Source organism: Velocimicrobium porci, assembly GCF_009696045.1.
GTDB classification, from domain to species: Bacteria; Bacillota; Clostridia; order Lachnospirales; family Lachnospiraceae; genus Velocimicrobium; species Velocimicrobium porci.
On record NZ_VUMT01000005.1, the window covers coordinates 34485 to 49874 of the forward strand.

At 35.3% G+C, this 15390-nt stretch carries 19 protein-coding genes; all 19 read left to right on the plus strand.

Going from position 1 to position 15390, the window contains the following annotated elements; genetic code table 11:
- Positions 1–52 precede the first annotated feature (52 nt).
- The 19 genes from FYJ58_RS04670 (at position 53) to FYJ58_RS04755 (ending at position 15389) form a co-directional block, all read left to right on the plus strand.
- On the plus strand, positions 53–466 hold the full coding sequence (locus FYJ58_RS04670) for a hypothetical protein (protein WP_154517975.1): 414 nt from the start codon (positions 53–55) through the stop codon (positions 464–466).
- Positions 467–527: 61 nt separating this feature from the next.
- Entirely contained in the window at positions 528–980 is a 453-nt protein-coding gene (locus FYJ58_RS04675; RefSeq protein WP_154517978.1) for an HNH endonuclease, read from the plus strand.
- A gap of 142 nt (positions 981–1122) precedes the next feature.
- A complete protein-coding gene (locus tag FYJ58_RS04680) occupies positions 1123–1692 on the plus strand; it encodes a hypothetical protein (protein ID WP_154517981.1) in 570 nt (189 codons plus the stop codon).
- On the plus strand, positions 1685–3370 hold the full coding sequence (locus FYJ58_RS04685) for a terminase TerL endonuclease subunit (RefSeq protein WP_154517984.1): 1686 nt from the start codon (positions 1685–1687) through the stop codon (positions 3368–3370). Before FYJ58_RS04680 ends, FYJ58_RS04685 begins: the two co-directional genes overlap by 8 nt.
- Positions 3371–3385: 15 nt before the next feature.
- Positions 3386–4627 carry a phage portal protein gene (locus FYJ58_RS04690; protein WP_154517987.1) on the plus strand — a complete coding sequence of 414 codons (1242 nt, stop codon included), beginning with the start codon at positions 3386–3388 and terminating at the stop codon, positions 4625–4627.
- The gene (locus FYJ58_RS04695; RefSeq protein ID WP_154517990.1) at positions 4617–5189 is read left to right on the plus strand and encodes an HK97 family phage prohead protease; all 573 of its coding nucleotides are present in this window, start codon (positions 4617–4619) and stop codon (positions 5187–5189) included. Before FYJ58_RS04690 ends, FYJ58_RS04695 begins: the two co-directional genes overlap by 11 nt.
- 27 nt (positions 5190–5216) lie before the next feature.
- Positions 5217–6389, plus strand: a complete 1173-nt coding sequence (locus tag FYJ58_RS04700) for a phage major capsid protein (protein WP_154517993.1) — start codon at positions 5217–5219, stop codon at positions 6387–6389.
- A 13-nt stretch (positions 6390–6402) separates the two neighbouring features.
- Positions 6403–6561 carry a hypothetical protein gene (locus FYJ58_RS14695; RefSeq protein ID WP_205839152.1) on the plus strand — a complete coding sequence of 53 codons (159 nt, stop codon included), beginning with the start codon at positions 6403–6405 and terminating at the stop codon, positions 6559–6561.
- Positions 6551–6847, plus strand: a complete 297-nt coding sequence (locus tag FYJ58_RS04705) for a head-tail connector protein (protein ID WP_154517996.1) — start codon at positions 6551–6553, stop codon at positions 6845–6847. The genes FYJ58_RS14695 and FYJ58_RS04705 overlap by 11 nt, the downstream gene beginning before the upstream one ends.
- 9 nt (positions 6848–6856) lie before the next feature.
- Positions 6857–7189, plus strand: a complete 333-nt coding sequence (locus tag FYJ58_RS04710) for a phage head closure protein (RefSeq protein ID WP_154517999.1) — start codon at positions 6857–6859, stop codon at positions 7187–7189.
- The gene (locus tag FYJ58_RS04715) at positions 7182–7634 is read left to right on the plus strand and encodes an HK97 gp10 family phage protein (RefSeq protein ID WP_154518002.1); all 453 of its coding nucleotides are present in this window, start codon (positions 7182–7184) and stop codon (positions 7632–7634) included. The genes FYJ58_RS04710 and FYJ58_RS04715 overlap by 8 nt, the downstream gene beginning before the upstream one ends.
- Positions 7631–8101: a phage tail terminator family protein gene (locus FYJ58_RS04720; protein WP_154518005.1), complete on the plus strand. Its 471-nt coding sequence runs from the start codon at positions 7631–7633 to the stop codon at positions 8099–8101. The genes FYJ58_RS04715 and FYJ58_RS04720 overlap by 4 nt, the downstream gene beginning before the upstream one ends.
- Before the next feature lie 4 nt (positions 8102–8105).
- Positions 8106–9182 carry a phage tail sheath subtilisin-like domain-containing protein gene (locus tag FYJ58_RS04725; protein WP_154518008.1) on the plus strand — a complete coding sequence of 359 codons (1077 nt, stop codon included), beginning with the start codon at positions 8106–8108 and terminating at the stop codon, positions 9180–9182.
- A gap of 10 nt (positions 9183–9192) precedes the next feature.
- The gene (locus FYJ58_RS04730) at positions 9193–9621 is read left to right on the plus strand and encodes a phage tail tube protein (protein WP_154518011.1); all 429 of its coding nucleotides are present in this window, start codon (positions 9193–9195) and stop codon (positions 9619–9621) included.
- 36 nt (positions 9622–9657) lie between these two features.
- Positions 9658–10068, plus strand: a complete 411-nt coding sequence (locus tag FYJ58_RS04735) for a phage tail assembly chaperone (RefSeq protein WP_154518014.1) — start codon at positions 9658–9660, stop codon at positions 10066–10068.
- Between the two features lie 177 nt (positions 10069–10245).
- Complete coding sequence (locus FYJ58_RS04740; protein WP_154518017.1) at positions 10246–13086, plus strand: phage tail tape measure protein; 2841 nt, start codon at positions 10246–10248, stop codon at positions 13084–13086.
- The gene (locus tag FYJ58_RS04745; protein WP_154518020.1) at positions 13070–13711 is read left to right on the plus strand and encodes a LysM peptidoglycan-binding domain-containing protein; all 642 of its coding nucleotides are present in this window, start codon (positions 13070–13072) and stop codon (positions 13709–13711) included. Before FYJ58_RS04740 ends, FYJ58_RS04745 begins: the two co-directional genes overlap by 17 nt.
- Positions 13708–15102, plus strand: coding sequence for a C40 family peptidase (locus FYJ58_RS04750; RefSeq protein ID WP_205839153.1), 1395 nt, complete (start codon positions 13708–13710; stop codon positions 15100–15102). The genes FYJ58_RS04745 and FYJ58_RS04750 overlap by 4 nt, the downstream gene beginning before the upstream one ends.
- Complete coding sequence (locus tag FYJ58_RS04755) at positions 15099–15389, plus strand: hypothetical protein (protein ID WP_154518022.1); 291 nt, start codon at positions 15099–15101, stop codon at positions 15387–15389. The genes FYJ58_RS04750 and FYJ58_RS04755 overlap by 4 nt, the downstream gene beginning before the upstream one ends.
- Position 15390 lies beyond the last annotated feature (1 nt).

A 15390-nucleotide genomic window follows, 5' to 3' on the forward strand; every position in this document is an offset into this window, starting at 1 on the left:
CTAAAGGGTTCAAATCCCTATTCTGCCTTATTAATACAACAGGGGGATGAAAATGGAAAGCAAAGAAATTGAAAAAAAGCTGTGTTCAACACAGCAAATAAACAACGAAATAAAATATATGACAGAAGAATTGAAAAGATTAGAAGGGGAGTCATATGTTAAGGGCGGGAAAATAACAGGATTGCCGTCTGGTACAAAAACAAAAGATAACGTATCGGATAGAGCTATTAAAAAAGTAGAGCTAGAAGACCAAATAAAAGGAACGATAGCTTTGTTATATAAAGAAAGAAGAGAAGCAGAGGAAATAGTTTCTAATGCCAGGGAATCTGAAAAAAGACAGATTCTAAGATTACGCTGTATAAATGGTATGACATGGAAACAGTTGGCAGCAGAACTGTTCATGGACGAAAAAACAGCAAGAAAAAAATACAAGGAAGCATTATCGGAATTGGCAGCAGTAATATAAGAGATTAACATAGCACGAGTAGACAACTCGTGCTTTTTGTTTACAAAAAAGGAGAAAAAAGATGCTGAAAATGTGTGCATATTGTAAAAAAGTGCATGATTCTAAAAAAAATTGCCCGGAAAAAAACGAGGCTATAAAAAAACGAAATAAAAAAAACAAGAGTAAGTACGACAAATTTCGATGGACAAACAGATGGCGAAAGAAGGCAGAAGAAATTAAAGGAAGGGATTTGTATTTGTGTCAAGCATGTATACGAAACTTAGATGGAACAGAACGAAAATATAATAGCAATGAGCAATCAGTTCATCATATCATCGCTTTGCATGAAGACTTTGATAAGAGATTAGAGAATGAAAACCTTATCACTCTGTGTCGTACACATCATGAAATGGCAGAAGATGGGAGAATATCGAAGAAGGTATTGCTGGACATGGCAGCAGAACAAGAAGCAGAGAGAGGCACAGGAATAGATAGCATAACATTAGTCAAGGAAGGAATAGAAAAAAACAAATAGAATTTAAAATAAAAAGAAGATTTGAAATATACCCCCCTACTTTTTATACCTAAAAAATGTAGAGCTTTTAACACCGACTGGCCCCCTTCATTCATAAAATATTCCCACATCAGCTTTTAAACAATGAAAGGAAGTGAATGTAATGCCAACACCGCCAAAACCATATGCAGTACTCAAGGCAGAAAAAAAATCACACCGGACAAAAAAAGAGCTGGAACTAAGAGAAAAAGGAGAAAAGTCATTAACGAGCGGTGCTGCATTTAAAGAACGGGCGAAGACGAAAAATAATATAGTCGCCCATAAAGAATTTTTAAGGATTAACAAAATCCTTTCCAATATTGAAAAAAACGATGCACTATATGAACCTATCATTAACAGATATTGCGTTTTACAGGCAGAATGTGACGGGTTAGAAACAGAAAGGGAGTACCTGGTTGCACTTGTAAAGGAACTAAAGCAGACCTGGTCTGATATCAGTGCAGAAATAGACGACCCAGAAAGCAAAGCGGATTATCTTTTACAATTCACGAAAGAATTTACGAAATTAGTTGCGAAAATAGAAAAATTGGATAAAGATTTGCAATCCAAAAGAAAAATGTTGCTAGAAATAGAAAAGGAGTGTGTAATGACAATTGCGTCGGCTCTTCGTTGTATTCCAAAAAAAGTAGAGAGTGAAGAAAATCCATTACTAAAGGCGTTGGCAGATGATTAAAGAAAGCAAAGCGTATCAATATGCTATGTGGTGTATCAATCCACAAAATAGAAAGGTTGGAAAATATGTAAAAAAACAAGCAGAAGCATGGATAAAAATTGCAGATGGGAAAGATGCCGAGGCTTATATTGATGAAAAGGCATATAAAAAAATATGCAAAATATTAAAACTAATGATCCATCCTGATTTAAAATGCTCTATTTATGAAGGTTTAGAAGATTATGCGTGGTTTCTAATTACAGCAACCATGTGTACAAAATTAAAAAATGATGAAAATTTAGATATAAGATATTACGAAACAGCATTATTGGAGATTGCCAGAAAGAATTATAAGACCTTCAATTCCGCTGTTATTTTTATTATTTTAATGCTTACCGAGCCAATTTTTTCAAGATTTTTTAGTGTTGCTCCAGACCTTAAATTATCGTCTGAACTTAAAATGGCAATTCGAAAAATTATAAAATCAAGCCCTATTTTGGTGGATGAATTTAAGATTTTGCGTAGTCAAATCATATGCAAAATCACAGATAGCGAATATACACCGCTTGCTTATTCCAATGATGGAATGGATGGAAAGTTAGCACATGCTTTTTTAGCAGATGAAGCAGGAGCGTTAGATGAATACCCAGTGGAAGCCATGAGGTCGTCGCAGATTACATTATTATCAGGATTAGGTATTATTATTTCTACCCAATACCCAAATGACAACAATGTGATGATTGATGAAATTGACCGAGCAAAAAAAATATTAGATGGAGTTTCGAATTTAAGTAGTCGTTATTTTGCTCTACTTTATGAACCGGATGATGAATTTTTAAAAGATGATTTATGGCAAACAGAGGATTTGGTTATTTATCAAAGCAATCCTGTTACAGTAAATAATCAAAGAATGTTTGAAAAAGTAGTAGAAAAAAGGGAGCTTGCAATTTTATATGAAAATAAACGAGAAAATTATCTATGTAAGCACAACAACATCAAATATATCGGATTGGGGACAGAAGGATATATTGATATTGCGAAAGTAAAGGAATGCAGAATAGAAGAGGATTTACAGTTTTGGATTGGGAAAAGAGTGTTTTTGGGGCTGGACTTATCGCAGACAGAAGATAATACAGCCTTAGCGATGGTAACAGAATGGGAAGGAAAAATCTATGCGAAAGTATTTGGATTTATCCCAGAAGACAGAATTGCAATCAAATCAAAAAAAGAAAATGTAAACTATAAACAAATGATAAAAGAGGGATATTGTTTTGCCTGTGGAGATGAAGTAATAGATTATTCATTTGTGGAAGAGTTTATTACGGAACTAGAAAACAAGTATGGAGTTGAAATTATTCAAATTGCATACGATCCTTACAATGCAATGTCAACTGTTCAAAAATTAGAGGCAGCAGGATATGAGTGCGTAAAAATCAAACAGCACTCTTCTATACTACACATGCCTACGAAATTATTAAAAGAGTTTGTGTTGAAAAAGGATTTTTGCTATGACACGAATAAATTGCTTGAAATTAACTTTCAAAACGCCAGATGCACAGAAGACACAAATCTTAATAAATACGTAAACAAAAAAAGAAGTTCCGGGAAAGTGGACATGGTTGTAGCGTTAATTAATGCAATTTGCCTATTACAGCAAGAATTATTGTATGGCAGCAACTTTGTTGTCCAAACCTGTTAGAAAGGAAAGGTATATATGTTGTTATTTCATAAAAAAGAGGAAAGAGCAGAGCCAAAAGAAGAATCAAAAGAAGAAAGTGCGTTTGTAAATGCGTTGTTAGGAAATGACAATTTGACACGAGAAAAAGCATTGCAGATTCCGTCTGTGTATGCAAGTGTAAATAAAATTGGTGAAATAATTGGAACAATTCCAATACGATTATATAAAAAAGAGGAAAAAGAGGGAAAACAGGTTGTAAATGAGGTCAAACAAGACAATAGGTTATATCTGTTAAATGAAGACACAAAAGACACTATGACGGGTAAGCAATTTTGGAAAGCGGTGATAGAAGATTATTTTTTTGGCAAAGGAGCGTATATCTATATCAACAAAGTCGGAACCAAAGTTGCTTCGCTGCATTATGTAAGAGAAGAAGAGGTAAGTACAACAGAAATCATGAATCCAATCTGGAAAGATTACAAAATACTGGTTCGTGGTTCTATGTATGAACCTTATGATTTTATCAAAATTCTTCGTAATACAAAAGATGGAGCAAAGGGAATTAGTATGGTAGAAGAGCAGTCAACCGCTTTTAGTATCGCCTATGAATCAATGAGATATGAAAATAATCTCGTAAAAAAAGGCGGAAACAAAAAAGGTTTTTTGTTATCTGAAAAAAATTTAGCACAACACGCATTGGATAAATTAAAAGAAGCGTGGGAACGTTTGTATCGAAATAACGAAGACAATGTAGTTATTCTAAATAATGGATTAAAGTTCCAAGAATCTTCGAATACATCGGTAGAAATGCAGCTAAACGAAAACAAAGAAAGCAATAGTAAAGAAATGAGTATGTTATTTAATATACCAAATGCCATTATTAAGGGTAATGCAACAAAAGAAGATAATAAAAATTTTATAAAATATTGTATAAAACCTTTGACTGAGATTATAAGCAACTCGTTAAATCGTGACCTTCTGACTGAAAAAGAAAAGACAGAGGGTTATTATTTTGCCTTTGATCTAAAAGAAGTTAGCAGAGGAGATGTGGAAGAAAGATATAAAGCATATGAAATTGGAATTAAATCACATTTTTTACAACCAGATGAGGTTCGTAAAAAAGAAGATTTAGAGCCATTAGGAATTGATTGGATTGAATTAGGACTAGACTCAGTTCTTTACAATCCAAAAACTAAGGAAATATATACACCGAATACAAACGCAAAAGAAAATTTAGGAAAAACAACATTGAAAGGTGGTGAGAACGATGAGGATTGAACTTAGAAATGACAGTGTTTTGCTTGATGGCTACGTAAATGCAGTTGGACGTGATTCACGCCCCATTATTACGGTAAGAGGGAAATGCGTTGAGCAAATAGAACCAAGAGCATTTGAAAGAGCGTTGAAACGAGCAGAAAATATAGAATTGCTGTTGGATCATGATAAAAACAAAAGACTGGGTTCTACAAAAGAAGGAAATCTTAAGCTAAAAGAGGATAATATCGGTTTGAGAGCGATTTGCACAGTAACTGACCCAGAAGTAATTGAAAAAGCAAGAAAAAACGAATTAAGAGGCTGGTCTTTTGGTATGTATGTAAAAGAAGATACCATAGAAGAACGTAGCGAGGGAATACCAAGAAGATGCGTATCAGAACTGGAACTATTTGAAGTATCAATTATTGATACCAGAATGAATCCTTGTTATGTCGGTACCTCAATTGAACAACGAGCAGAAGAAGAAATCATAAAGGAACAGAGAGGAGAAGAGTTTCAAGCTACCACGGAAAATTTAGAAACTAAAAACTATGAAAAATATGAAAAGAGATTAAAGGCACTTTAGTGAGTGCTTATTTTTATGGAGGAAAATATGAACAGACAAAGAAGAGTAGCAGAATATAGAGCAGAATTAAAACTTCTATCAGAACAACGAGCAGAATTAAAAGAACAATTAGAGCAGATTATTGCAAAAGCAAAACAAGAAAATCGAGCTATTTCAGAAGAAGAAGCTACACAATTCGATGAATTAGAACAAAAAATCAAAAATATTGATAAAACAATCGAATTAGAAAATCGGGCGAGAAAGATTGGAGAGCCAGAGAAAACAAAAGAAAAAGAAAACATTGAACCAGAAGAAAAAGAAGTAAGAGCATTTACAGATTATATTAAGGGGATTGTTACAGAAGAAAGGTCAGACAGTAATTTTACAGTTGGGGATAATGGGGCAGTTATTCCTACAAGTATTGCAAATAAAATTATTGAACGGGTAAAAGACATTTGTCCGATTTTTGAGATGGCAACAAGATATAACGTAGGTGGAACATTGACAATTCCTTACTACGATGAATCAACGCAACAAATTACAATGTCATATGCGGATGAATTTCAAGAATTGGAAGCTACAAGTGGAAAATTAACCAGTATTTCTTTAACAGGATTTTTGGCGGGAGTACTTACAAAAATTTCAAAGAGACTGCTCAACAATAGCAATTTTGACCTAATGAATTTTATCATCAAAAAAGTGGCAGAATCGGCAAAAGAATGGATTGAAAAAGAATTATTGTTAGGTACCGAAACTAAAATAGAAGGACTTTCGAAAGCAACTCAAGTTGTAACTGCCAATTCAGCGATTGCCATTACAGTTGATGAATTGATGGATACACAAGATAGTGTACCAGATACATTCCAAAATGGTTCAATTTGGATCATGAACCGAAAGACAAGAAATGCAATCCGAAAATTAAAAGATAATGACGGAAATTATCTCTTAAATCGAGATATTTCTTCTAAGTGGGGTTACACATTGCTCGGAAAGGATGTTTATACAACTGATACAATGCCAGAGATGGGGGCAGGAAAAACAGTTGTATATTACGGAGATATGACAGGTTTAGCAATTAAAGTTACAGAAGACATAACTTTAGAGGTGTTGCGAGAAAAATATGCAACACAACATTCAATTGGTGTAGTTGCATGGCTTGAAATGGATTCTAAAATTGAAAATAATCAAAAAATTTCAGCCTTAAAAATGAAAGCAGAATAGGAGATGAAGCGGCATGGTGGTAAAGGCACTTATTAGCTTTTCAGGTCGCATTTCCATGTATGAAGGGGAAGAAAGGGACATCAAAGAAGATGCCCTTTTTTCTGACTTACTAAAGGCTGGATATATAGAACCTGTAAAGAAAGCGAAAAAAGGAAAAAAAGATGAAAGTTAGTGAAATAAATACGGATTACCTAAGTACATATCTAAAACTTGATGATCCGGAAGAGGAAACAATACAAGAATTAGAAGTAATGAAAATGGCAGCAGTCGAACTTGTGAAGAGCTATACAGGATTAACAGAAACAGAGATAGAAGAACATGAGGATATAACAATAGCTGCATTAGTATTAATAGGGGACATGTATGACAATAGAAACATGTACCTGGATTACAAAAATACAAAATTAAATAAAACAGTGATGTTAATTTTGGACATGTATTCGGTCAACCTATTGTAAGGAGTAATTATGGGAATCAATATCGGAAAATTAAATAAACGAATCACGATATTATCATATCAAGAAAGTGAAGATGAAATGGGGCAGTCAACACAAGAACTGAAACCATATAAAAGGGTATGGGCGACAATTAAGCCTTTGAGAGGAAGAGAATACTGGGAAGCTAAAAAAGTGCAAGAGGAAGTTGTATACAAAATCACAACGAGATACATAAAAGGAATTACATCAGATATGTTAATTCAATATAAGGAGAAAATATTTGAAATTAATTCTGTTATAAATGTGGAAGAATCAGATTTGATACTAGAAATGCAATGCACAGAGAAGGTGAAACATGGCTGATTTTGAAATCGACTTAAGCGGATTAGAAGAGTTGAAAGATGATTTGCAAAAAGCGGTAAAGGCATATCCCGATAAGGCACAAGAAACCTTAGAAGTACTAGGGAAACAATTCAAAAAAGATACAATAAAAGAAACGTATAAAGCAGTAAATAAAAAAAGTGGAAATCTTGTAAAGGGATATAAAGTTGAAAAAGTTCATGGATATGGAATGGGTATGGAAGTGGATTTTTATGCAAAAGCTCCGCATTTTCATTTGATAGAAAATGGGCATGAAATTATTCTTCCGAAAACGAGAAAAGGCAAGAGTAGAAAAAACGGAGGAAAAAATAAAGGATTTGTTCCAGGAAGACTTATCGTAAAAAAAGTAAGAGGAGATTATAAAGAAATTGTTCCAGAAAAAATGAAAAAGATGGTAGATGAAATATTAGAGGAGTGCAATTTGTGATAAGCGAAATTGAATTAAAAAAGGCTATTTTGGATCTGCTCAAAACAAAGTATCCGCCAGAAAGCTATAAATATTATGGGATTGAAGTTTCGGAAGGCTGTAAAAGACCTTCTTTTTTTGTTGATATGAGGCTGGAAAAAGAGCAGGATGCAACGGCAAATTTAATAAAAAAAGAGTATGCCGTATATATTACTTACTTTGCAGAAAAGGTAAATGAAACAGACAATCTAAAAAAAGTAGAAGAAATCCGTCAGTTATTGCGTTGTACAGATAATAAAAAACGAAAACGCGACATGACAATCAAAGTAAAAGGACGTTATATAAAAATTGAAAATTACCATTATGGGTATACAGGAGAAGCGAACAATATTTTACAAATAATGTTCGACTTCTCTTTTTTAGAATTTGAACCAGAGACAGAACGTGCCATGTTAATGCGTTCAGTAGAAATTACAGGAGGAGAGTGAAAAAATGGGAACAATCGGGATGCCGGTCATTGACATTACTTTCGCACAAAAAGCGGTGAAAGAAACAAAAAAACAGGAGCAGGGAACGGTTGCACTGATATTAAGAGAGGAATTGAAAGAGGAACAGAAAAGGAATTTTGAGGTATTACCAGATGATGAGATAGAAAAGCTGAGCCTATCAGAAACGAATAAAGAACAAATCAAATTGGCATTAATGGGAAACAACAAACGACCACAAAAAGCGATTTGTTACCTTATCGGAGCAGAAGAAGATTATACGGAAGCATTAAACTGGTTGGAGGTGCAACGTTTTCAGTATCTAGCTGTTCCAACAGTGGAAACAGATGGGAAAGCAAAAGTAATTGCAGATTGGATTGCAAAACAAAGAAAAAGAAAAAAAATATTTAAGGCAGTGCTTCCAAATTATGTGGCAGATAGCGAGTTCATTATCAACTACGCAACAGAAAAAGTGTATAAAAACGATGTAAGTTATACAACGGAACAGTATTGTGCCAGAATTGCAGGATTGCTGGCAGGAACTGACCTAAAAAGCTCCTGCACTTATGCAGTGTTAGAAGAATTAACAGACTGCACGAGCTTATCGGAAGAACAAATGAACGAAGCAATCGGAGAAGGAAAATTAATCGTATATCATGATGGAGAGAAAGTAAAAGTTGTCAGGGGTGTAAATTCTTTGACAACAGAAACAGACACAAAAGGAAGACAATTTAAAAAAATAAAAATTGTAGAAGCAATGGATGCGATTACAGAATCAGTAAAAAAGACAATACAAGACAAATACATCGGGAAAATGCCAAACTCATTCGACAATAAATGTTTGCTGATTTCGGAAATACAAGATTACTATACAGAGCTTATGAAAGAGGAAATCATTGCACAAGCAAGTATTGAGATTGACACCGAAGCAACCAAAAAATACCTAGAATCAATAAAAATTGATACGTCAGAAATGACGGAAGAAGAAATAAAAAAAGCAGAGACGGATGAAAAGGTATTCTTAAAATCAAAAATTAAAATCTATGACGTAATGGAAGAAATAACATTACCAATAGAAGTGTAGGAGGAAAAAAATGAAACACTATGAAGCGAGTCAAACAATCAATGGTTCCAATGGAGAATTATGGATTGACAACGAATACATTGCACAAATCACAGGATTAGAAGCGAAAGTAACAGTAGAAAAAGCGGAAGTTGTACAGGTAGGAAAGCGTTCCAAAGGATATAAAAATATCGGAATGGAAGGAAAAGGGACAATCAAAATGAATAAAGTAGATTCTTTTTTCATTAAAAAATTATCAGATGCGTTTAAAAAGGGGAAAACACCTACTTCCACCATTATTACTAAGCTAAGTGACCCAGACGCAGCGGGAACGGAACGAATTAAATTAACAGGCTGCACGTTTGACGAACTAACACTTGCAAACTGGGAAGCAAGAAAAATTGGAGAAGAATCCATTCCATTCTCATTTGAGGATTGGGAAATTATAGAAAGCATCTAATAAAAATAATTACATATCGAGAAGGAGAGAAAAAGAATGAATTTAGTTGAAAAGTTATTACAGGCAGATGTAAAAAAGGCAGAGGAATTAGAGCAGAAAACGATAAAATCAAAAAGACTAGCAAAAATTTTGGGCGAGTCCGATCCAGTAGAAATTACAATTCAAGAAATTCCGGCGAGAAGAATGAACAATCTTCTTGGGGAACAAATAGATAAAAAAGGAAACTTTGATATCGATAAGGCATTTGATGTAAAAGCGTTAACAATCGTAGAAGGGCTGGTAAATCCAAGTTTAAAAGATGAAAACATGTTAAAACATTTTGGTTGTGCAACACCAAAAGAATTAGCAATTAAACTATTCGGGAAGGAAATGAACATGATTTCTGATGAAATTTATAATTTATCATCAGAGGACAATGAGGAAATGGAAGAAACAATAAAAAACTAATTGAAACGGACGGGGAAGTACAGCTTATGTACTTCCTTTTCCGTTTCAAAAATATTCGTCCCATTGAGTATGCAAACATGGGACAAAACGAAAAAATGATTATGAAAATATTCATGATAAAGGAGCTAGAGGATAAGGAGAAAGAATATAACAATGTCTTAGAGGGAGGGGAATGATGTGTCAAGAATCATAGACGCTACACTTCGATTCACAGACCAATTCTCTCGCCCGATGAATAACGCAATTGGCAAGCTAGAACGCAGTGGTAGGCAGATACAAAGGGTAGGGAAAGACGTTCAGAAAATAGGACGCAATATGCAAAAAGTGGGTTCTGCTCTTACAAAAAGTGTTACGATGCCAATTGTTGCCCTGGGTGTTGGAGCGGTCAAAACGGCAGCAGAATTTGAAAAAGGAATGTCGAAAGTACAAGCTATATCTGGTGCCACGGAAAAGCAAATAGAAAAACTTTCTGCAAAAGCCCAAGAAATGGGTGCGAAAACAAAGTTCTCAGCAAAAGAAAGTGCAGATGCCTTTTCCTATATGGCAATGGCTGGGTGGAAAACAAAACAAATGCTTGGCGGAATTGAGGGTGTTATGTACTTAGCCGGTGCAAGTGGGGAAGATTTGGCAAAAACGAGTGATATTGTAACAGATGCCATGACAGCATTCGGATTAGAAGCAGATAAAACATCCGAAGTTATGAAAAACGGGGTAGAGAAAGAAGTCAATAATACAGACCGCTTCGTTGATGTATTAGCTCAAACTGCAAGACGAGCTAATACAGACGTTGGAATGATGGGAGAAACATTCAAATACGTTGCTCCAGTAGCCGGCTCATTAGGTTATTCGATAGAGGATACTGCTGTAGCCATTGGATTAATGGCGAATAGCGGAATCAAGGGAAGCCAAGCAGGAACACAGCTAAGGGCGGCTATGGTCAATCTAGTAAACCCAACAGACAAACAAAAAGCTATGATGGACAAGCTCGGCATCTCTATAGAAAAAAAGGGCGGAAAAATGAAGTCATTAATGGGCGTTATGAAAATGCTGAGAGATAAAATGGGAACGCTGTCAGATGCAGAAAAACAAGAAAATATTGAAACATTGTTGGGGAAGGCAGCGAAAGACTCTGCGAAAGAAGCAATTGCTGGAATGACAGAAGAAGAAATACGAAATAAGGCTGCATTGAGTGAAGGTTTGAAACTCATCAAAGATTATGATGAGGGGCAACTTAATAGTGCGTTAAGCAGCCAATATAAGAAAAAAGAACTGGCAAAAATGACCGAAGAGGAAAAACGAAATCTAGTTGCTATGAAACAAGGACAGATTGCAGTAGAAGGTCTGTCCAAAGCGGAGCAGGCAGGAGCAGCCGCTAGAATTATGGGAAAAGAAGCAATGTCTGGTTGGTTGGCTATTATCAATGCTTCGGATAAGGATTTTAAAAAACTTACAAAGGAAGTAAGAAACTCAAATGGTGCAGCCAAGGAAATGTATGACATTGCCAATAATAATCTTATCGGTCAATTAACTATACTAAAATCAACCGTAGAAGCCGTTGCTAGGTCTTTCGGGGAGAGGATGACGCCTCATGTGAAAAAAGCAGTGGAAAAATTGCAGGACTTGGCTGATAAGTTCAACAAGTTAAGCCCGAAACAGCAAGATCATATAATCAAGTTAGGATTAATGGCAGCGGCGGTAGGTCCGTCTATTTTCGCTTTTGGAAAACTGACAGATGGTGTCGGAAAGAGTATAGAAAAACTTGGAAAATTTGGAAGAAAACTTCCTGTAATATCAGGGAGAGCAAAAGAAGCTTCCCAGATTTTAAAAACAATCCATATTCCGGCACCGAAAGGGTTTGGTGTTTTAAGCAAAGGGATGAAAGGGATAGGAAAAGGAGTAAGTTTTTTACTATCTCCGCTTAAAAAAGCAGGAGCCGGAATAGTAACGTTTGTTGGAAAATCAAAGCTATTAAGTTTGCCGTTCAAAGCATTTAATAAAAGTTTTGGATTATTTGGGAAAATGACAATGAAATTATTTTCTCCACTTGCAAAATTAGGGGGCATGTTTGGAACAGTAGGAAAAGCTTTATTTACGTTTTTGGGTCCTACTGGTTCTGTGATTGCAGTCTTAGCGGCAATTGTAATAGGGGGAATATTGGTTTACAAGAACTGGGACAAATTAAAAAAGGCTGCAAAAAGTTTAGGACAAACCATAAAAAATGTTTTCTTAAATTCAGGGATTGATGTGGATAAGCTAAAAGAACGAATCGCGGGAATGAAAGAGTCCGCATCAAAAATGTTTGGCAATATTGGAAAATCCGCAAAAAAAATGAAAAAAACATTACAACCAATACTGTCGTTTATAGGGCATACATTTGTGAACGGATTTAAGGTTGCGTTTTCTGCAATTATTGGTTATGCAAGTGGTTTGATTAATGGAATTATAGAGATTGGTTCTGGAGTAATGAAAGCATTAGGAGGTATTACGGACTTCGTTTTAGGAGTTTTTACGGGAAACTGGAAAAAAGCATGGGGCGGAGTGAAAGACATTTTCAAGGGTACATTTCAAGCACTGGTTGGATTGTGCAAAACACCGCTTAATGCGGTAATTGGACTTGTCAATGGAGCTATTAAAGGTATTAATAAGCTGGGAATTGATATTCCAGATTGGGTGCCGGGGCTTGGTGGAAAAAAATTGCATTTTGAAGTACCTACAATTCCAATGTTATACAAAGGAACATCGAACTGGCAGGGCGGTACCGCTATGATTCACGATAGGGGTGCAGAGATTGTAGACTTGCCAAAGGGTTCAAGAGTATACCCACACGACAAATCGTTAAGAATGGCAAGAGAGGAAGGAAGAAAGCAAGGCGGCTCTTCTATTTCAATTGCAAAATTAGCAGACACAATCGTGGTGAGAGAAGATGCAGATATAGACAGAATTGCTGAAAGAATTGTAAAGAGAATTCTTGAAGTATCAGACAATACAGGAGGTGTTACGATTGCAGATATGGCTTAAAAAGAACGGAAAAGGGTTTCGGTTTCCTGTTCTACCACAATCAATCGAAGTAACAAGTCCACAACACAATGAAACAATTACGACAACAGCAGGTGGGGAAAAAAATTTAATTGGAAAGAAAGGATTGCGAACTTTAACGTTGCAATCCTTTTTTCCTGCCCAAAATTATTCCTTTTGCCAATATAAGGTAACAAAAAAGCCATGGGAATACATTAAAAAACTGGAATCATGGAAAGGGAGCGTGCTAACAATTACGATTACAGGCACCAATATACATTTTCCATGCACAATCGAAAGCTTGGTTTACGGAGAAAACGACAGCTCAAAAGACGTAAACTTTACAATTGAGCTAAAAGAATACAAACAAATAAAAGAAAAAGCAAAGAAAAAAGAAAAGAAAAGTAAAACAACAAAAAAAGTAACAACAAATGAAGGAAAACGTCCATCAAAAGAAGTGAAAACAAAAACATATGTTGTGAAAAAAGGGGACTGCTTATGGAATATCGCAAAAAGAGAAACCGGAAAGAGTGATAATTGGCGAGCGATTTACAATCAAAACAAACAAGTGATTGGAAGCAATCCGAACAAATTAAAAATCGGACAAAAGCTGGTGATTAAGATTTGAAAATAAAACTGGGAGAAACATGGATAACAGAATATGTCATGTCAGCAACATGGTCTGGCACAGATACACAATGCTCAAGGACATTAGAATTTTCTATTGCGAGCAACCATCACGACAAAAACTTTAAAAATCTGAAAATAAAATTAGGTGATATTGTACGTCTGTATGTCGGGAATAAAAGAGTGTTTCTAGGTGAAATAACAACAATAGAACGGACAGGCGAAAAAGGTTCAGCATCCATAAAAGCAATGGATTTCATGAATCACCTATTAAAAAGTAAGACAAGTCGAAATTTCCGTAATACATCGGCAGAGAACATAACAAGATCTGTTTGCAAGGAAATAGGAATCAAAGTGGGGGATATTGAGAAAACAAAAATCAATATTCCTAAATTTTATCCACGAGAAGAGGCTTATTACAACATCATATTAGGAGCGTATAGGAAAGCCAGTAAACAGACCAAAAAGAAATATATGCCTACGATGGACGGGACAAGGTTATGCGTCATCGAAAAAGGAACAGAGAGTGGAGTGTTGCTGAGTCAAGATGAGAGCATCTTATCAAGTAGCTATAGCAAGACATTGGATTCCATGGTGAACCAAGTTGTTATTTTTGATGAAAAAGGGAAACGCACTGGAGTAATCAAAAAAGACGATTGGGTGAAAAAATATGGAATCTATCAAGAAACGATAACGAAGGAAAAAGGTGTCAATTCAAAAACAGCAGCAGAAGCACTGTTAAAAGGAATTGAACAAAGTGCCTCAATTGAAGCACTTGGAAATATAAAAGCTACTTCTGGAAAAAGTATAAAAATACGGGATAAGGGAACGGGGTTAACCGGGAGGTTCTGGATAACATCCGATACCCATACATGGGAAAACGGGATTCATAAAATGTCACTTGAACTGGCATTTAAAAATGTGATGGAAAGTGTTTCGGTTAACACAGAAACGGAAGAACAGAAAAGTAGCTCAAACACAAAGACAGATAATGAAAAAATCAACAAAATCATTGAAACAGCAAAATCGTTTCAGGGAAAAGTGAAATATAAAATGGGGGCAAGTAACCCGGCTGGCGGTGTATCAGATTGCAGTGGTTTTACACAATATGTCTACAAAACGGCGGCAGGAATCAACATCGGACGTACAACGAATGAACAGGTTAAAAAAGGCTCAAAAGTAGAAAAAGCAAACTTAAAAGCGGGCGATTTGGTCATGTTTAAAAATACTTACAATAGCGGTTATTCTTATGGGGTAAGCCATGTAGGAATTTATTTGGGTAATAATCAGTTCATTCATTGCAGCTCTGGTGCAGGAACAGTAACAATTAGCAATTTGGCAGGTAGTTATTATGTTCAACACTGGTTGATGGGAAGGAGAATTGCGAAATGACAGGATATGAAAAATTAGTATTAATGATACGAGATTCGGCAAAAAAACAAAACAATGGATTACTACAAGGTGTAATGACTTCTTCCTCGTCCTGCAAGATTGGAGAGCAGGAATACCTACAAGACGACCTAGTGATTCCAGTAGAATATAAAAAGAAAATATGTTCGAGAGTTTTAATCGTAGATGGAGAAGATAGAAGTACATACATTGAACCATTGAAAAAAGGAGACGTTGTATTCTTATACCCGATAACAGATACTGAATTTTTGATAGTTGGGAGGGAATGAT